This is a genomic window from Streptomyces fagopyri (assembly GCF_009498275.1).
Lineage (GTDB): Bacteria > Actinomycetota > Actinomycetes > Streptomycetales > Streptomycetaceae > Streptomyces > Streptomyces fagopyri.
This window is the reverse complement of sequence record NZ_CP045643.1, coordinates 8,861,208-8,880,330: the sequence shown is the minus strand read 5'-3', so window position 1 is coordinate 8,880,330 and position 19,123 is coordinate 8,861,208. Positions and strand designations below refer to the sequence as shown.

The 19,123-nt window shown below is 75.9% G+C and carries 12 protein-coding genes; 1 reads left to right on the top strand and 11 read right to left on the bottom strand.

Translation table 11 applies throughout. The annotated features are described in order from the left end of the window. The 4 genes from GFH48_RS38400 to GFH48_RS38385 form a co-directional block, all read right to left on the bottom strand. On the bottom strand, positions 1-425 hold a 425-nt coding region (locus GFH48_RS38400), incomplete at its 3' end, for an acyl carrier protein (protein ID WP_194280806.1). A 289-nt stretch (positions 426-714) separates the two neighbouring features. Beyond that, positions 715-1,539: an AfsR/SARP family transcriptional regulator gene (locus tag GFH48_RS38395; protein WP_153292633.1), complete on the bottom strand. Its 825-nt coding sequence runs from the start codon at positions 1,537-1,539 to the stop codon at positions 715-717. A 439-nt stretch (positions 1,540-1,978) separates the two neighbouring features. Continuing rightward, positions 1,979-3,571 carry an acyl-CoA carboxylase subunit beta gene (locus GFH48_RS38390; RefSeq protein ID WP_153292632.1) on the bottom strand — a complete coding sequence of 531 codons (1,593 nt, stop codon included), beginning with the start codon at positions 3,569-3,571 and terminating at the stop codon, positions 1,979-1,981. Positions 3,572-3,598: 27 nt separating this feature from the next. Beyond that, positions 3,599-3,796: an acyl-CoA carboxylase subunit epsilon gene (locus GFH48_RS38385; RefSeq protein WP_153292631.1), complete on the bottom strand. Its 198-nt coding sequence runs from the start codon at positions 3,794-3,796 to the stop codon at positions 3,599-3,601. 999 nt (positions 3,797-4,795) lie between these two features. On the opposite strand from GFH48_RS38385, the gene GFH48_RS38380 reads away from it, so the two are divergent. Next, a complete protein-coding gene (locus GFH48_RS38380) occupies positions 4,796-5,617 on the top strand; it encodes an AfsR/SARP family transcriptional regulator (RefSeq protein WP_153292630.1) in 822 nt (273 codons plus the stop codon). A gap of 874 nt (positions 5,618-6,491) precedes the next feature. Here the strand turns inward: GFH48_RS38380 and GFH48_RS38375 are convergent. From GFH48_RS38375 to GFH48_RS38345, 7 genes are all read right to left on the bottom strand, one after another. Further along, complete coding sequence (locus GFH48_RS38375) at positions 6,492-8,747, bottom strand: condensation domain-containing protein (protein WP_153292629.1); 2,256 nt, start codon at positions 8,745-8,747, stop codon at positions 6,492-6,494. 402 nt (positions 8,748-9,149) lie between these two features. Continuing rightward, positions 9,150-10,136 (bottom strand): 4'-phosphopantetheinyl transferase family protein, encoded by a 987-nt coding sequence (locus GFH48_RS38370; protein WP_153292628.1) that lies wholly within the window; start codon positions 10,134-10,136, stop codon positions 9,150-9,152. Positions 10,137-10,363: 227 nt separating this feature from the next. Then, complete coding sequence (locus GFH48_RS38365; protein WP_153292627.1) at positions 10,364-11,893, bottom strand: hypothetical protein; 1,530 nt, start codon at positions 11,891-11,893, stop codon at positions 10,364-10,366. A gap of 30 nt (positions 11,894-11,923) precedes the next feature. Next, positions 11,924-12,898 (bottom strand): aromatase/cyclase, encoded by a 975-nt coding sequence (locus GFH48_RS38360; RefSeq protein ID WP_153292626.1) that lies wholly within the window; start codon positions 12,896-12,898, stop codon positions 11,924-11,926. Positions 12,899-13,693: 795 nt separating this feature from the next. After that, entirely contained in the window at positions 13,694-14,569 is an 876-nt protein-coding gene (locus GFH48_RS38355) for an AfsR/SARP family transcriptional regulator (RefSeq protein ID WP_153292625.1), read from the bottom strand. 1,132 nt (positions 14,570-15,701) lie between these two features. After that, positions 15,702-16,445: a helix-turn-helix domain-containing protein gene (locus tag GFH48_RS39635; protein ID WP_228121232.1), complete on the bottom strand. Its 744-nt coding sequence runs from the start codon at positions 16,443-16,445 to the stop codon at positions 15,702-15,704. Between the two features lie 550 nt (positions 16,446-16,995). Next, positions 16,996-17,685, bottom strand: a complete 690-nt coding sequence (locus GFH48_RS38345; RefSeq protein ID WP_153292624.1) for a ScbR family autoregulator-binding transcription factor — start codon at positions 17,683-17,685, stop codon at positions 16,996-16,998. Positions 17,686-19,123 lie beyond the last annotated feature (1,438 nt).

The following is a 19,123-nucleotide window of genomic DNA, read 5'->3' as shown; positions in this document are numbered from 1 at the left end:
GCGAGCTGGGTGCGCAGTGTGTCGGTGACCGTGTCCGGCCCCGCCACGGGCCACAAACCCGCACCGCGCACCGGAACCGGAACCGGGGCGGGGGCGGGGGCGGGCTGTCCGTCACCGTGCCGCGCGGCGGGGCCCGGCAGGGGCGCGGGCGCGGCGAGTTCGGCCGCGACGTGCCGGGCCAGTGCCGCCGGGGTGGGGTGCTCGTACAGCGCGGTGGCCGCGATCCGGGTGCCGTAGCGGGCGTTGAGCGCCGCGACGAACTCGGCGGACAGCATCGAGTCCAGGCCCAGCAGCCGGAAGGAGTCCTGCGTGCCGAGGGTCTGCGGCTCGACACGCATCATGCCCGCCAGTACCGCGGTGAGCTCGGCGAGCACGTCGGCCGCCGGCGTCGGCGAGGCCGTGTGCGGGTGAGGGGCGGAGGTCATGGGGGGCGTCTCCAAGGGTCGAATCCCGGGTGGCCGTCCTGGCATTGTGGGCGCCGCCGGTACGGCGCCGCATCCCCGGCCGTGGTGATCCCCGCCGACGCCGGCTGGCTCCCGGGAACCAGCCGGCGCCAAGACCCTCCGCCCAAAGAATGAGCCCGCGCACCGATCCGGCACGCCGACGCGGTACGCCGCCCGGGGGCGCGCCGCCCGGGGCGCCCTCAGCGGGCGGCGGGGTGCGCACCGCCCGCGCGGCGGTGACCGGTGCCGCTGCCGTGCGGGTGGCGGGGGTTCACCGGGCCCGTGCGGGCGCGGGGGGTCCCGCGCCGTCGAACGGTGCGGGCACCGACGCCGTCTCCGGCGCCGCCGTCTGGATGGAGTGCTGCAGCCGCCGCAGCCGCGGCGAGGGCTCCAGGCCCAGGTCGTTGACGAGGGTGGCCCGCAGCTGGTGGTAGACGCTGAGCGACTCGCTGCGCCGCCCGGAGCGGTGCAGGGCCAGCATGAACTGTGCGTGCAGGTTCTCGTGGGTGCGGTAACGGCTGGTCAGCACGGTCAGTTCGGGCAGCAGTTCACGGTGGCGGCCCAGCCGCAGATCGGCCTCGATGCGCTGGTCCAGCGCGCACAGCCGGCTCTCCTCCAGCCGCCGGGTCTCCATCGCCAGCTGCGCCCCGGCCGTCACGTCGGCGAACGCGGGCCCCGTCCACAGCTGCAGCGCCCCGGCCAGGGTGCGGGCCGCCTCGGCGAAGGCGCCCTGGTCCATGGCCCGGTAGCCCTCCCCCGCGAGGCGTTCGAACTCGCGCACGTCGCTGCTGCCGCCGCCGGAGACGAGCAGATAGCCGCCCGGCAGGGTCATCAGGACGTCCTTGGCGCCGCTGCGGCCGTGTTCGAGCGCCTGCGCGATGAGCTCGCGCAGCTGCAGCACGTACGTCTGCAGGGTGGTACGGGCGCTGCGCGGCGGGGAGTTGCCCCACAGTTCCTCGGTGAGGGCCGCGACGGGCACCACCTGGTCGGCCCGGAGCGCGAGCAGCGCCAGCACCTGCCGCGGTTTCGGCGCCGTCGGGGTGATGGACACCCCGTTCTCCCGCACTGCCAGTGCGCCCAGTACGTCGATGTCCACGCCGTCTCCCCTGCTCGGTGTCCCGTGCCGCACCCCCGATTACAAAACAGCGCATCCGGTCTGTCAATACCCGACCGTTCGTGCGGTTTCTGTGGGGGTGAGGGGAGACCGTCCGCCGGCGGTCCGCGTACCGCCGAAAGCGGGCGGTGGCCAGGCGTCCTGGGCAACTCCGGTCCTCTTCCGGCCCGTTCCGGCTCGTTCCGGTGCGGCGGGGAGCGGTGGGGCGGGGCCGGCCCGCGTTCCGCAAAGCAGACCGTATGGTCTTCTCCTGGTGCGGAATGCCGGGCGGGAAACGGAGCAGCGGGCCGTGCACGGGCCCCGGGTCCCGGGCCCGGGGAAGCGCGGGGCGGGGGCGGGGCGGGTGCCGCGGCGGTGCGGTGCGGTGGTGCGGTGGGTGCGGGCGGGTGCCGGGGCCGGTCCGCGGGGTTACTGCGGGGGGTTACTGCGGGGGGTTGCCGTGTTTGCGGGAGGGCAGGTCCGCGTGTTTGGCGTGCAGCATCGCCAGGGAGCGGATGAGGACCTCGCGGGTCTCGGCGGGGTCGATGACGTCGTCGACCAGGCCGCGTTCGGCCGCGTAGTAGGGGTGCATGAGTTCGGCCTTGTACTCCTTGACCATGCGGGCGCGCATGGCCTCGGGGTCGGCGGCGTCGGCGATCTGGCGGCGGAAGATGACGTTGGCGGCGCCGTCGGCGCCCATCACGGCGATCTCGTTGGTGGGCCACGCGTACGTGAGGTCCGCGCCGATGGACTGGGAGTCCATGACGATGTAGGCGCCGCCGTAGGCCTTGCGCAGGATCAGCGAGATCCTCGGCACCGTCGCGTTGCAGTACGCGTACAGGAGCTTCGCGCCGTGCCGGATGATCCCGCCGTGTTCCTGGTCCACCCCGGGCAGGAAGCCGGGGACGTCCAGGAGGGTGAGGATGGGGATGTTGAAGGCGTCGCACATCTGCACGAACCGGGCGGCTTTTTCGGAGGCTTCGATGTCCAGGACGCCGGCGAGGGTCTGCGGCTGGTTGGCGACGATGCCCACCACCTGGCCGTCCAGGCGGGCCAGCGCGCAGATGATGTTGCGGGCCCAGCGCTCGTGGACCTCCAGGTAGTCGCCGTCGTCGACGAGTTCCTCGATGACCTTCGTCATGTCGTAGGGCCGGTTGCCGTCGGCGGGCACCAGGTCGAGGAGGATCTCGCCGCGCCGGCCGGCCGGGTCGTGGGCGGTGGTGTGCGGGGGGTTCTCGCGGTTGTTCTGCGGGAGCATCGCCAGGAGGTAGCGGACCTCGGCGAGGCAGGTCTCCTCGTCGTCGTACGCGAAGTGGGCCACGCCGCTGGTCTCGGCGTGCACGTCGGCGCCGCCGAGCCCGTTCTGGCTGATCTCCTCGCCGGTGACGGCCTTGACCACGTCCGGGCCGGTGATGAACATCTGCGAGGTCTCACGGACCATGAACACGAAGTCCGTCAGAGCCGGGCTGTAGGCCGCGCCGCCCGCGCACGGGCCGAGCATCACCGAGATCTGCGGGATGACACCGGAGGCCTTCGTGTTGCGCTGGAAGATGCCGCCGTAGCCGGCCAGCGCCGAGACACCCTCCTGGATCCGGGCGCCCGCACCGTCGTTGAGGGACACCAGCGGCGCACCGGCGGCGATGGCCATGTCCATGATCTTGTGGATCTTCGTGGCGTGCGCCTCGCCCAGCGCGCCGCCGAAGATACGGAAGTCGTGCGCGTAGACGAAGACCGTACGGCCCTCCACCGTGCCCCAGCCGGTGATCACACCGTCCGTGTACGGCTTCTTGGCCTCCAGGCCGAACCCGGTCGCCCGGTGCCGGCGCAACTGCTCGACCTCCTGGAAGCTGTTCTCGTCCAGCAGCAGGGCGATGCGTTCACGGGCGGTCAGTTTGCCCTTGGCGTGCTGGGCGGCGGTCGCCTTCTCACTGGGGCCCAGCCGGGCCGCCTCACGGATCGCGTGCAGTTCCGCCACGCGTCCGCGGATGTCGGTCGGCCCCGGCTCGACGGGGGCGGGGGCAGTGGTCGTTGCCATGTCAGGTCCCTTTCTGGGCGAGGTCCATCACTGCCGGCCGCGCGGGCCGCGGTAGGCCCGGGGCCTCCTCCACCAGCGGGAGCCGTTGAGCGGCCTGTCCCGGCGGGCGGGTGCGCCGCCCGCGCCGAGCGCGAGCGGCACCACGGTGGGTGCGGCCAGTTCCTCTTCGCCGGCCCGCCCGCGTTCCACGCGCAGGACGGGCTCGTACTGGTCCGGGGTGCCCATACCTCCTCCCTCCTCCTTCAGCTGTGCAGACACCATCGGTCACCACGCTCAAGAACCGCTCTCACTGCACTCGAAGAGCGCTCCACGCCGTCGCCCGCACCGGCAGGCCGGCCAGGCACGCGGCACCGGGGCCGGTACGGGAGGGACGCCGCGGCCGGACGCCGGCGCGCCGCGCCCCCGGCGGGAGGGAGAAGGGACAGCAGGAGGAGCCGGGCGGCCGAGGGCGTGCCTGCGGGCCCCGGGACGGCGGGAGTTGGGGGGCGGGAGGCCACGCGACAGGGGCTGGGGTGACGGGCGGTGGCATGACCGGGAGCGGGGTGAGGGGGAGTGGGGTCTCGGGAGCAGGGCCGCAGGGAGTGGGTGACGGGAGCTGGAGTGAGGGCAGTTGGCGTGACAGGCAGCGGGGCGGGGTGGGAAGTGGTCGCGGGAGCCGGGGTCGGGACGGCCCGACCCGACCCGGCCCGGTCTGGTCTGGTCCGGGTGGGGTGGGGTGGGGTCAGGTCCGGGTGGGGCGGGGTGGGGTCAGGTCCGGGTGGGGCGGGGTGGGGTCAGGTCCGGGTGGGGCGGGGGAAACGCTTCGGCCAGTTGGCGTGTGCGCGGGGAGGGCGGGAGGGGCGCGGTGGGGCGCGCCGGGAGGGTGGGGGCGGGGCGTGCGGCCCGGCGCGCGGCGGGTGCGGGGCGTGACGGGGACGTGGTGTCTTGACGGCGCCCGCGGCGGTGATTACTGATGCCGCGGGCAGCGGCGCGGGCGTACGGAAATGGACGACGGTAACCGTCTGGAGTGCGGTGACGGCGGAATCAGGAGTTCGATTCGAGCCGCGCTGCAAGCGTCCTCCAGCGCCCCGAACAGGGGGCGTGGGACCGGACTTGGAAGTCCGCTCGAGAACGGCTCCAGGAAATCGCTGGGGAGGGACGGCCGCGGCTAGCGTGAGCGACGGCGCGGATTTCTGGCCACGAAAGGAACGGGACAAGGAGCTCGACGACATACGGAGGAGACCGGTGAGGATTCAGGTTCTGGGTCCGTTGAATGCCGAGGTCAACGGGGGATCCATCGTTCCGAGCGCGGGCAAGCCGCGGCAGATCCTGTCGCTGCTGGCGTTGTATCCCGGACGGGTGATGCCCGTCCCGACCCTCATGGAGGAGATCTGGGCGACGCAGCCCCCGCAGAGCGCACTGACGACCCTGCAGACCTACATCCTGCAACTGCGCCGGCGGCTGGGCACCGCGATGGGCCCCGGCGCACCGGGCGGCGCCAAGGAGGTACTGGCCACCCGGCACGGCGGATACCTGCTGCAGATCCCGCCCGACAGCGTCGACGTGCACCAGTACGACCGTCTGACGCGGGAGGGACAGGTCGCCTTCGAGAGCGGCGACGACGAGGTCTCCGCCGCCCGCTTCCGCGAGGCCCTGGGACTGTGGGAGGGCCCCGCCCTGGTCGACGTACGCCTGGGGCCGGTCCTGGAGATCGAGGTGGTACGGCTGGAGGAGAGCCGGCTGGTCACCGTGGAGCGGCGCATCGACGCCGACCTGCGGCTGGGCCGGCACGCCGAACTCATCGCCGAACTCATAGAACTGACTGCCCGTCATCCCCAGCACGAGGGGCTGCACTCGCAGGCCATGGTGGCGCTCTACCGCTCCGGCCGGCAGGCCTCCGCCCTGGAGGTCTACCGCAGGCTGCGGGTCCGGCTGATCGAGGACCTGGGCGTGGAGCCCTCCCCTCAGCTGCAGCGCCTCCACCAGGCCGTCCTGACCGTCGACCCCCAGCTGGACGTACTGGCCGGACCGCGCCACAGCTCCACCTACGACCTGTTCACGGCCTGAGCCTGAGCCTGAATCCAGGTCCAGGTCCAGGAGCGGGAGCGGGAGCGGGCGGCCCGGCCGGTGACGGCCGCCGCCGGCCGGGCCTTCGAAGGCCCGGCCGGTGACGGCACGACAGGAATCCGGCCCGGGCCCGCCCGCCCCCGCCCCGCCTGCTGCCCGGCATCCGGGCCGGGGGGCGGCGCGGGGCACGGCGGCCCGCCCCCCGGTTCCCGCCCGGCGCCGGACCGCGACGACGCCGGGGCCGGGCCGTCCGCTTCCCGCCCCGCCCCGTACCGGGCCCGGGGCCGTCTGCGTGTGCGGACGCCGTCGCACGGACCGGCGCACCCGGCTGGGCTCACCCCGGCGCCTCCCCTCTCCCCTTCCCCCCTTTCTCCCCTTCCCCCCTTTGTCGACGACGAGGGGGGAAGGGGACCCGAGCGGGGACGGGGGCGCAAGGGCCAGGGTGCGGGGGCGGATGCGTCCGGTGCCGTACGGGTCCGCGCTCGGTGGACCCGTACGGCACGGCGGCAGGCAACGACGGCAGGGATGTTGCGCCCCGGCGGTGTCCCGGCAGCGCCGCGCGGCGGCGGCCACTGCCGGGACAGCGCCGGCCGCCGTTCCCGCCCCGCACCCGGCCGCAGCACCCGGCCCGCGTGCTGCGGCCGGGTGCCGGTATGCCGCCGCGGCTCCTCCTTCGGCCGGTCCCTCTTCTTCCCGCGGGTGCGAGGCCGCCGGTGCGTCCGCGGGGACAGCACGGCCCCGTTCGCCGCTTCTTGCGCACGGCGGCGCCCCCGGGGCGGGCCGGGTTCAGGGCGCAGGCCCCAGACGGCGGGCTTCACGGGGGCCGGCTTCGAGAGGGCGGGCTACAGAGGGGGACGGTTTCGGGGGGTGTGTTTCAGGGCGGCGGGGTGAGGACGGAGCGGACGCCGCGGGCGAGGGCGGACGCGCCGGCGGCGGCGTCGCCGATGCCGGTCATGACGACGGCCGGAGCGGGGCCGGCGGCGTACAGCAGGTGCTGGGCGAGTTCGTAGGCCGCCCGGCCGCCGGGCCCGCACCCGCACAGCACCAGCCGCCGGCCCGGTCCCCGGGCCTGGTGCAGCACGGCCTGCGGCGCGCCGGGGGCGCCGTCGGCGTGCACGGCCACGATCCGCTCCGGGCCCCGGTGGCCGCGGACGAACAGGTCGTAACTGCCCGCGGGCACACCGGGGACGACGACCAGGCAGATCACGTCCGCGTGCGGGTGTCCGGGGCGCAGCACGCTCAGCGCGGGGCGCGGCGGGGGCGGCGCGGGGCGGGCCATCCGCGGGACCGCGGCCCGCTCCAGGACGTCCAGCAGCTGTCCGGTGGTCGCCGCGGCGTCCCGGTGCCCGGGCAGTGCGCGCAGCAGACGCACGCACTGGGTGTGCAGGGCGGCGGCGTCCTCGTCGGCCAGGCGGGCCCGGTCGTGGACGGCGCTGAGGGCCAGACCGCCCTCGGTGTCGTGGCGGGCGGTGAGGGTCAGGGGCCGGCCGGTGGCGCCGGCGGCGATGCGCGGGCTCTGTACGTCGATGCCCTGGGCGGCGAGTTCACCGCGCAGGGCCTGCGGCAGCGGGAGCGGCCCCTCGAACCGCAGGAGGGTGTCGGCGCAGGGGTCGGTGAACGCGTCGGTGACGCGAGCGGACCCGGACGGGGCGGGGGGCCTGCCGCTCCACGCGCGGATCGACTCGGTGCCGGCCCACGGATAGGCGGCCAGGTCCAGGAGCGTGTCACGGACCTGGTGCAGCAGGCCGGTGAGGGGTTCGTCGGGGTCGACGCTCACGGTCATCGGCAGCGGCCCGTCCAGCGGGCCGGGGATGCCCGCGGCGCCCGGCAGGGTGATGTCCCGGCCGGACAGCTGCACCCCGAAACTCACCGGCAGCGGGCCCCGCACGTCCGCCGCCCGGTACAGCAGCAGCGCCCACACCAGGTGCAGGGCGCTGCTCTCCGCGGCGCCGCGCAGGGCCGCCCAGGAACGCAGCCGGAAGGTCTGGGCGGCCCGCAGCCGGGTGTGCAGGAGTCCGGGCCCGTGCTGCCCGGTCGCGCCGCCCGGCCGGCCCGGGCGGGTCGCGGCGTGCCGCGGCGGCGCGGCCCGCGCCCACAACTGCCGTGCGGCGTCGGTGTTCTGCCCGGCCAGCCAGCGGGCGTGATCACGCAGGTCGGGGCGGCGTTCCCCGCCGGGCAGCACACCGCCCGCGGCGTAGGCGCGGTAGAACTCCCGCAGCAGCAGGTGCACGCCCCGCTCGTCCAGCAGCGCCGGATGATAGGTCAGCAGCACCCGCGGGAGCGGGGCCGGCGCGGCGGCCGAGGACGCCCCCCGCAGCAGCGTCAGGCGCAGCAGGCCGGGCCGGTGCAGCGCGAAGCCCCGCGCCCGGTCGCGCCGCAGAAGCTGCGCCCAGGTGACAGTGGTACGGGAGTGGACGGCGATGTCGGCCTCGGCGCGGGCGTGCAGCACCAGACGGGGCGAGGCGACCCAGTCGAAACAGGCCCGCAGCACCGACTCCCGGTCGACGACCGACTGCCAGGCCGCGGCGAACCGGGCCACGTCCAGCGGCCCGGACCAGTCCCAGTACAGCTGCTCCAAATGACCGCCCCCACCACCCCCACCACCCCCGCCCTCCACACCCTCCACTCCGTGCGGGTCGTGCGGGTCGTGCGTGCCGTCGATCCCGCCGGTGCTGTCCGCGCCGCCGGTGCTGTCCGCGCCGTGCGGGTCGTGCGGGTCGTGCGGGTCGTCCGCGCCGTGCGGGTGGTGCGGCCGGCCGGTGTCCGCGGTGGTGCCGGCGGGGGCCAGGGCCGCGCGCAGCAGGGCCCGCTGGTGTCCGGTGACCGGGAGGACCTCGCCGCCCGGCGGAGGCGGGGCCAGCACGTCGGCCAGCAGTTCCGCGGGCAGCGGCAGAGGGCCCGGCGCGGCGGCGGGCGGGGTCAGACGCAGGAGGTGACGGCCGGAACGGTGACTGTCCAGCGCGACGTCGAAGGAACGGTGACGCTGCGCGAGCCGGGCGGCGACGGTCTCGGCGTCCGCCGGGCCCAGCGGGCCGCACAGTTCCAGCACGAGCGGGCCCCCCGGCGAGGGCGCACCCGGCTCGTGGACCACCGCGAGAACGGCGCCCCCCGGCGCGTACCGGCTGCTCATCCGCCCTCCCGTGAACCAGGGACCGCACCCGCGGCACACCGGCGGACCGGCTCCCGTCCCCCCCTACCGCACCGGCCAAACCGCCCCGCGGCAATCACCGGACCCGGCAGACCCCACAGACACCGCGGACACCGCGGACCCGGCAGGCTCTCCCGAGTGGACTGAACGGGCAGGGCGGGTTGAACAGGCCGGGCGGGCCGGGCGGACTGAACGGGCCGGGCGGGTTGGACGGGTTGAAGGGGTCGTGGGCGGAGACGGGTTCGTGGCGCCCGGCCCTGATCCGGCCGGGCGGCGGCGAAAGCTGCCGCCCGGCCTGCCGCCGGCGGCCGGCGGCCGCGCGGGGGCGGGCGGGGCGGTGTGCGGTGGGGTGGCTGCACGGTGGTTCACGACGCCCGCCTCTCGTCATGTCGGCTGTGCGCCGGAGCTGCCCGGCAGCGGCCAGCCTAGCGTCGCCGCAGGTGGGAGGCGTGTTTCCTCGAGCGGGTGTGCAGCGGGCCGCGAAGCGGTCTCGACCGGGCGCAGCGGCCGGTGGGCGACGCTGACCAGATAGCGGTCGTGGACGAGGTGGGTGGCGAGAATCCACCGCGGCGCGCCGGCCGGCTCGTCGAGCAGGACCGTACGGCCCTGCTCGTCGCGGCTGAAGCCGAACGCGGCGAAGCGGCGCCGCATGCCGTGCCCGAGCGCCTTGGTGTAGGCCTCCTTGAGCGTCCACAGGTGCAGCAGCCGCGCCGTGCGGTCGTCCTCGGGCAGCGCGGCGAGTCCGGCGGCCTCGGCGGGGGTGCACACGTAGGGGTGCAGCAGGTCGAAGGAGGGGCGGCGGGTGACGGGTTCGGCGTCCACCCCGATCGGCCCGGTGCGGCTGACGGCGACCACGATCAGCTCGTCGGTGTGGGCCAGGCTCACCTCGACGCCCGCCAGGCCGCGCAGTTGGGGGCGGCCGCCGGGCCGGTAGGCGAGGTCGAGGGCGTCCGCGGGCAGGTGCAGAGCGGCGGCCGCGGTGTGTTTGAGGACCATCCGCGAGGCGGCGAAACGCAGCCGGCCGGCCGGTGCCGCCGTCTGCCGGTAGCGCGGCCAGTCACGGCCCAGCAGGTCCCGCAGTCCCGGATCCAGCAGCGCGGCCGCCAGCCACTGCCCCCAGGTGGTGTGCACCAGGACGTGACCGCGGTCGGCGAGCTGGTCGTGGACCTCCTCCCAGGGCCCCTCGGGACCGGCCACGTGCAGCGGCGGCCCGAGCGGCACCCCGCTCCCCGCCCCGTCCGCCACCGCACCCACCGCACCCGCCGGACCCGCCGCACCCGGCAGGTCCGGGGCGCCCCCGCCCCGCAGACCGGCCCCACGGGGCAGACCAGGGAGGCCGGGGAGATCGGGGAGGCCGGGGAGATCGGGCATGCCGCGCCTGTCCGGTGCGGGCACGTCCGGGGCGGAGCCCGGCCCGTCCGGTGCGGGTACGTCCACGGGCAGTACGTCCGGGGCCGGCACGTCAGCGGCGGATACGGCCGGGGCAAAGACGTCCGGGGCGAGGCCGTCCGGGTGGGGCGGGTGCGGGTGCGGGTGTGGGTGGGAGGGGTGTGGGCGGGCGGGGCCGGTGCCGCCCGGGGCGGCCGGGCCGTGTCCGTTCACCACAGCAGCCGGGTGGCGTAGACGTCGCAGTCCACGCCGTGCCGGACCCGGTCGGCGAGTTCCGCCCAGACCTGTTCGCGCGGGTCGGGGGCCGGGCCGGGCAGGGGTACGCCGAGCCGTTCGGTGATGCCCGACAGGGCCAGCAGCGCCCAGTGCGGGCCGCCCAGGAACAGACCGCGCCCGTCGTCGGCGGCCTCCTGGACCCCGAGCACGGCGGCGGCCAGCCACAGCAGCGCCTGACGGTCCGCCAGCGCCCGTACGGCCGGGCCGTCGACACCGTCCCGGCCCGCCGTGCGGCACGGGCGGCGCAGCGCGCGCTGCTCGCTCAGCAGCCGCCGGGCCACACCGGCCAGCGCGGCACCCTCCGCGTCCGCGCCGGCCGGACGGGCGGCGGCACGCAGCAGCCCCGACAGCACCACACCGTCGTCCCCGCTCTCCCCGGCCCCGGCGTACCCGTCCAACCCGTACCCGTCCGGCCCGTACCCGTCCGGCCGGCCGGCACCGGGGACGGAGGCGGGGCCGGGGCCGGGGCCGCAGAGATCGGGGTCGGAACCGGAAAGGCCGGGGCCGGGGTCGGGATCGGAGAGGTGGGGGTGGGGGTCGGCGAGCCGGAAGAGGGCCGGGAGGGCGGTGGTGTGCGGGGGGCGGGGGCTCTCAGCCGGTGCCAGCGCCAGCGCCGGCAGGGCCCGTACCAGGTGTGTCTGCCAGGCTCCGGCGGCCGCCGCGTCCACGCCGGCCGCCGGGAGGTCGCCGATGAGTTTCGCCAGCAGGCGGCCCTCGGGGCCGGCGGGCCCGTGGCCGCATTCGGTCAGGACCAGTTCGAGCTGGGCCAGTACGTCGGCCACGACCGTCGGCACCACGTAGCCGGCCACCGCGGGCAGCAGCGCGCCGGGGCGGGCCGGGCCGCGCAGCGCCACGCTGGTCAGGCTCTCGCAGGCCAGCAGGTCGGCGAAGACGGTGGCGAGCACGGGCCGCCACTGCCGCAGGGCCGGTTCACCGTGACAGCGGCCGGCCACGATCCGGGCGGCCTGGCGCAGCACGGTGCCGGTGGCGGCCAGCAGTGCCGCCGGGCCCAGCAGGGCGGCGGGCACCGGGCACGGCCGCAGCGCCGCGGCCAAGGCCGCTCCCAGCGCCACGTCCCGGCGCAGGACCGGCCGCAGGGCACGGACCAGCTGGTCGGCGGCCCGTATCCGTCCAAGACCCGCCGCCGCCGGCAGCCCGGCCCGCTCCTCCCCCGCACCACTGCCGTCACTGCCGTCACTGCCGTCACTGCCGTCGGTGCCGTCGGTGCCGGTGGTGCGGGTGGTGGTGAGGGCGGGCAGGCCGTAGGGGTTGGCGGCATCCCAGGGGTCGCCGAGCAGTGCCTCCAGGCGCAGTGCGGCCAGCGCCACCTCCAGCGGCGGGGGCAGTGCGGCGTAGCGGTGCGCGACGGCCCGGCGGGACCCGGGCGCCGCCGGGCCGTGGCCGCGGCCGCTGAGCCGGGCGGCCGGGAGAACTGCGGGGACTGCGGGGCGGGTGACGGCCATGGGCGGCCTCCTGTTCATCTGTTCATGTGTTCATCGCAGACGGCGCACGGTGCTCTCCGCATGCCACTTGGCCAGGTCCAGTGCCTGCCGGTCGGCCCGGGACAGCCAGCCGTGCACATGCCGGCGGGCCTCCAGGAGGCTGGTGTTCTCGCCGAGTTCCCGGGCGACGGCGTCCTGGCGGAGCATCACCCGGTGGGCGGAGACGACCGTCACCCCGGAGGCGTCCGGCAGCAGGGACCACTCGCCGCTGTGGGCGGCGAGCAGGCGGGGGGTGAGTGTCTCCTTGTAGACGATCCGCCCGGCGTGCGGGAAACACAGCCGTACCGCCCGGGTGGTGACGGTCCCGCCCTGCGCGCCGCAGGTGTCCGCCAGCACCACCTGGACACCCGGCGCGTCCTCGCGCACGCGGGTCCCCTCGACGTGCGGCAGCCGTTCCTCCCAGCCCTCGATGCGGTAGAGGAAGTCGTAGACCAGCTCGGCGGGGCCCTCGACACGGATCCGGTCCTCGAAGGACAGCAGCAGTTCGTCGAGTTCCTCCCACTGCTCGGCGGCCCCGCGGAGCAGGCCGAGCCGGCTGCGCACGTCGGCGTCCGCGTCCGCGCGCAGACGGCTGTCGTCCGCGGCGAGCAGCACGGGCAGTACCCGTTCCTGACGCAGGGCCAGCACGCACCGTGTCTCCCCCGCCGGGCGCACCGTCCACACCCCCGAGGTCACCAGGCCCGGGCGGGCCTGGTCCTCCTGCTCGAAGACGACGGTACGGTCCTGCGGCCGCAGCACCCGCCGGGTGTGCCAGGACCGGACGTGACCGCCCGGGGCACCGGCCTCATCGGCCACCTCCCACACCAGCAGCCGTTCCTGCGTCCCGTCGAAGTCCAGCCGCTCGACGTGCACATACGAGGGCAGGAACACCGGCCAGCGCACGGCATCGGCCAGCAGGCCGTAGACCACACCGGCCGGAGCGGCCACCTCCACGGCGTCCTCGCCGGCGTGCACGCGCGACGACATCCTGCCCCTCCTCCTGCGGATGGCCCCCACCCTGCCCCGCCCCACTCGAGCCCGCCTCGCGCCCGCACCGATCCCCCACCCCGCCCACCGCCCGGCCCGCTCCCCACAACCCCCCGACAACCCCACCGCCCCCTACCGGCCCGCCCCCGAACCACCCCACCGGCCCGGACCACCCGAACCCTGGCCACCCCGGGCCACCCGAACCACCTGGTTACCCCGCACCACCCGGCCGCCCGCCGACCCGGCGCCGGCCCGCACCACCCGGCCGCCGCGAACACCCGGCCCGCCCGGACGACTTGACCGGGCCGGCCGACCCGTACAGCAGCCGTGCACGGCCGCACGGCGTGCATGGCGTGCATGGCGTGGTGCACGACGGGGACGGGCGGGCACCGGCGGGGACCGGCTGTACGCGGCCCGGCCCTCGATCGGGACAGCCCGCGCCGCGCGCCACGCCCCGGCCTGCTTCCGGGCCGTGAGCCCGACCGGGGCGTGGCGCGCGGCGCGGGCCGGGTGCTTCTGCTCGGGGGCCTCGCCGGATACCGGACCGCCCGGACCGCACGGCGCGGCCTGGCGCGCCGGTCGGTCCGGGCGGTCCGGACCGTGCCCTCTCGGCGCCGGGGCCCACACGGGGAGGAACCGTGGGCCGGTCCCAAAGGGTCGGGGCCAAAAGCTGGAACCCGGTTGCTGTGGCCCGGAGTTGAGGCCGGAGGGCCGGAGCCTGGGGGTGGGCTCGAGGAACACAGGGGTGGGCCGGGGTGGATGTTGCCGGGGTGGGGAGGGGGGTGGGTGCGGGGGTCAGCCGACCGGGGCGGCGAGCCGTCCGCTCCCGGCGGGGCCCGTACCGGGAGCGCCGGACCCGGACCCGGACCCGGCCGTCGCGTTGGCCGCGGCGGGTGAGCCGTCCGGCCGGGCCATCAGGATGGAACGCTGCAGCTTGCCCAGGGCCGCCGACGGTTCCAGGCCCAGACCGCGTACCAGGGTGGCCCGCAGCCGCTGGTAGGCGTCCAGGGCCTCACCGCGCCGCCCGGAGCGGTACAGGGCCAGCATGTACTGCCCGCACAGGCTCTCGTGGGTGGGATACCGGCTGACCAGCACGGTCAGCTCGGCGAGCAGTTCACGGTGGCGGCCCAGCCGCAGGTCGGCCTCGATGCGCTGGTCCAGCGCGCACAGCCGGCTCTCCTCCAGCCGTTTGACCTGGGTGGCCAGGTGCGGGCCGGCCTGCACGTCGGCCAGCGGCGGCCCGCTCCACAGCGCGAGCGCGGCCCGCAGGTGCCGGGCCGCCTCGGGGAAGTCCGCCCCGTCCATCGCCCGGTAGCCCAGCCCGGCCAGCCGCTCGAACTCCCGCACGTCGCTGCTGCCCTCACCGCTCTTGAGGAGATAACCGCCCGGCACGGTCAGCAGCACGTCCTTGGCCGTGCGGCGGCCGCCCGGATCCCTCTCCAGCGCCGCGGTGATCAGCTCCCGCAGCTGCAGGATGTACGTCTGCAGGGTGGGCCGTGCGCTGCGCGGCGGCCGCGCGCCCCACAACTCCTCGCTCAGCATCCCCACCGGCACCATCTGGTCGGCGTGCAGGACCAGCAGGGCCAGCACCTGCCGCGGCTTGGGAGCGGTCGGGGTGATCGAGATGCCCTTCTCCCGCACAGCAAGTGTGCCGAGTATGTCGGTGTCCACGCCGTCTCCCCTGTCCGTCCGCTGCCATCTGCCAGACCCCAAGGACCACGCACCAGCCACCGCGTCCCCGTCGCCCTGCCGCAAAACCGGCCCGCCCAACCCGCCGGCCGCCATCCCGTCCCGTCACCGGCACACCAGGCCCACAGGCCCGCCGGCTCCAGATCACCGGATCACCGGATCACCGGATCACCGGGCCCACCGGACCGCCGGTCTTCCTCTTCAATCGCGCCGGCGGGCGTTCGGTCCGGTGTGCCAGCCGGCGTCCTGCCGGACCGTCAGCCGGCCCCGTCCCGCCGGGACTTGCCGGCCGGGCGGCAAACCGGCCGCCGCCGTACGTCCCCGGCACACCCGAGTAAAAAACAGCATGGACGGTATGTCAATCTCAAACCGGTCGTCGTGTTTTCTCTCCGCCGGTACTCGAGCCCCCCTCCGGGGAACCCGACTTTTGCCGCACAACGCCCCGGCCAGGCAGAACACAGGCACCCCGGGACCACACCCCACGCGACTTGACCTCTTCATTGCCGGACCATGCGGTCTGTTTACCCGGGTGCGGAGTCCGTCACCGCACACCCGGCACAGCGCACCCGCCCCGGGAACAGCACCGGCCCGCCACCGGACGCCAGAGCGGAAACCTCCCCCCGGGGGGAGGAAGGGGTCCGGCCCGCCGCCCGGAAGGAAGGGGGCCCGCCTCGCCGGCGGGGAGGGCGCGGCCGGACGGCCACCGAGGGGGCGCCGGGACCGGCCCCGGCGGCGGGAAGAACAGGCCCCGCCACGGCCACCAGGACACGGGAGCGACTGCGGCGACAGGAAGGACGGGCGACGGGCCCAAACGGCCACCCCCGGGACAGGCGGGGCAGGTCCCGGCCGCCGGAGAGCGCAGGACCCGTCACGGCCACCGGGACACCGGCCGGCCCCGGCGACGGGAAGGGCGGGCGGGCGGGCGGGACAGGACAGTCACCCGGGGACGGGCGGGGCAGGTCCGGTCACCGCAGAGGGCGGGGCAGGTCCCGGCCGCCGGCCGAGCAGGTCCCGGTCACCGGCGGACGAGGCCCGTCCGGTCAGCGGGGGGGGCTGGGCCGGTCTCGGCGGCGGGGGGCGGGGCCGGTCTCGGCGGGGGGCGGGGCCGGTCCGGTCACCTGGGGGCGGGGCCGGTCTCGGCGGCGGGTATGCCCGGCCGGGCCGCGCGCCGGGGCGGGGGTGCGGCGAGGCCGGGCAGCAGCAGGGACCAGAACTGTTCCACCAGATGCGGCGAGAGATGGAAACGGTGACGGGAGGCGAGGCCGGCCAGCCCGAGAGTGGCGGCGACCACGGCCACCGCGGCCGCCTCCGGGGAGACCCCCTCCGCCAGCTCACCCGCACCGTGGGCCTCGCGCAGCAGCGCGTGCACCCACTCGCTCCACCACCGGCCCGGCCCCTCACCGCCCTTGCGCGAGGGATCACCGCCCAGACCGAACCCGGCCCGCAGCACCGGGTCCGCCGACAGACCCAGCACCAGGTCACGGCTGACATCCACCAGCAACCGCAACGCCGCACCCCCCACACCCGCCGCACCCGCCGCACCCGCCGCACCCGCCGGGCCTCCCGGACCCGGGCCGGCCGCACCCGCCGTGACGGGTGCGGCGGGCGCCCGGCCCGGCGGGTCCGGCGCGCCCTGCCGCGCCGCGAGCCGCTGCAGGGAGACGGTCGCCGCCGCCTCCACCTCACGGGCCAGCAGATCCTTGCTCGGGAAATGGAAATGCAGCGCCCCGGTACTGACCCCGGCCCGCCGGCTGATCGCCGGCAGCGAGGCGAGGGCGTACCCGTCATCGGCGAACACCTCGGCCGCCGCCCGGACCAGGGCCTGGCGCGTACGTGCCGCCCGAACCTGCTTGACCATCCCGCCTCCTCCCGGGCCCGCACCGGCCGCCACCACGGCGGACACCCCCGGGCACTCCGAGGCCACACCCTATCAAACCGCACGCGCGGTATGTTTCAGTGAGGGTGCTTCTCCAGCACCCGCCCGCACCCTTCCCCCGGCGGGCAGCACGCCCGCCACCAGCCCCGACACCCGGGCCACCACCCCGCCGGCCCGGCGCGCACCACACCCGCCCGGCCACCGGACACCACCCGCACACCACCGAAACCGGCCGCACCCACCCCGCCCGCACCCCCGAGCGGGCAGCCGCCCGGACACCACCCCGCACCCGCACCCGGCCCCGGACCGGCCAGGACCGGGCACGAAGGGGGCCGTACGGCACGGATACCGGCGGCCCGCCGCCACGCTCCGCGGCCGCGCCCGACGCCCGCTCGCACCCGCCCGGAGCCGGACCCCGCCCGCCCGCGGACCCCCGGCCTGCACATCTGCACATCCACACGTCCCCGCGCCCGCGTCCGCGGACCGGCGGCGAGCGGGCGGAGGGTCGGACCGGGTGCGGGCGGGGGCGGTGTCAGGCGGGAGCGGCGACCTCGTCCAGGTCCCCCAGCTCGCCGGCCTCGGCGGCCAGCCGCTCGCCCTCGGCGGCGACCTCGGCGGCCCGGGCCGGGTCGGTGACCAGCTTGCCGAGCACCGCGGGCACCGCGATGCTCGGCAGCAGATGCTCGAACAGCGCGGACACCCGCCGCTCCAGATCCTCCCGGCCCGCCAGCGTGTGGGAGTACACCTGCACACCCGTCCACGCCGCCGAGAACACCCACGCACTCTCCGCCGGGTCCACATGCGGCAGCAGCTCACCCTGCTCCCGCGCCTCGCGCAGCACCTTCTCCGTCGCCTCCAGCCAGGTCGTGATCGTCCAGGTGCCGAAAATGACCCCCATCTCCTGACCCAGCGAAAGTCTCGCCGAGGCACTGACCACCGGGTTGCGGCGCATCCGGTACGCCAGCGCCAGCCCCATGTCCACCAGCTCCTGCAGCTTGCTCGCCCGCGGCGCCAGCACGAAACCCGAGAACTGCTCCGCCAGCACCCCCTCGGCCAGCGCCTGCTTCGAGGGGAAATGGAAGTACAGCGCCCCCTTGGTCACACCCGCCCGGGTCAGCACCTCACCGATCGTGGCGGCCTCATACCCGCGCTCGTCGAAAACCGACGCCGCCGCATTCAAAATCGCCCGCCGGGTGCGAATCGCACGCTCCTGCCGCACCACGAACCCTCCAGTGGTCGTTCCTCACTCCATCGCAAGATGTTCTCCTTGCAACCACTCCAAACCAAACCAGGTAGTCCGTATTTTCACAAGGGCGGCGCCCCCGCCACCCACCCGCCCCGGCTCAAAACCCCGCCCCCGCCCACCCCCGCACCACCCCGCACCACCCGCCCCCTCACCGGGACGGACAACACCTCCACCCCCCGACCGCCACCCCCCGCACCCACCCAACCGGAAGTCCGGATTCAACCGGTCCCCACCCACCCCCACCCACCCTCGAACCACCACACCCGCACACCCCCACCGCACAACAGCCCCACCCACCACACCCAACAACCAACAACCGCCAACCGGCACAGCGGACACAGCGGCACAACGGCACGACGGCACGGCCGGCCCGGGAACACCCCACCGCGAGACCCCATGACGTGACGCCGCGGCCGCACGGGAGCGGACCCAACCACACCACACCCGCCCCCACCGGCACCCCCACCAGAAATCCGGCGCCGCCCCGCCCCCGCGCCACCGGAAAGCACCCAAGAGTCCGGCGGACACGACGTGAGCCGCCCGCCCACCGGACACCACACGCCCCCGGCCGCGACCCTGTCCGCCCGGACCGCCCGCCCTGTCCGCCCGGACCGCCCGCCCGGACCGCCCGGACCGCCCGGACCGCCCGGACCGCCCGGACCGCCCGGACCGCCCGCCGGGCAAGATGCCGGGCCGCGGCCTCGTCCACGAGATCCGACAGCACCACCGGAAGAAGCCACCGGACCCGCTCCCCGCCCGATGCCGCCTCCGGCCCCAAAACACACCCTCACCTCCCCACCGACAACACGGCCAACGGCCCGCACGACTGCCCGCAGGACCGGACCCGCCTCAACAGCGACCCGCCCCGACGTGGTCCGGGTCCGGGTCGGTGGTCTCCTGCGGCCGGGCTGCGGGTGGGCGCCGTACCGCGTGATCACCGGCAGCCGACAGCCCGGACCACCCGAAAAACACGCCTGCGACCGCGACCTCGGCCGTGGGTGGCGGCACCTGGGCCGGGTGTTGGGATGTCCCCCGGTGCGGAGCCGTGCCATTGGGGGAAGCAGAGCGGGACGGCGCACCGGGGTGGCCAGTCCTGGATGCGGCAGGGCCCGGCGGGAACTGCCGGGATGGGTGGCGGGCGGTTACCGGGTAGCCGTTTCCCGTGATCTCGGCGGCAGGTCCCGGTGACTCGACAAGGCCCGCCCATCCGGCGCGGCTCCCGCTCACCCCCGCATCCCCCGACGCCGACCGGGCACCTCCCGAAACGCCGAACACCCCACGCCCGACACCCGGACAACCCCGCCCGCCACACCCGAACCCGCCCACACCGAAACGAAGTCGAGGACGCCGGCACCCCCATCAGGCAGCCGGCCGGCCCGCCCGGCAAAGCCCGCACGAAACACCACCACACACA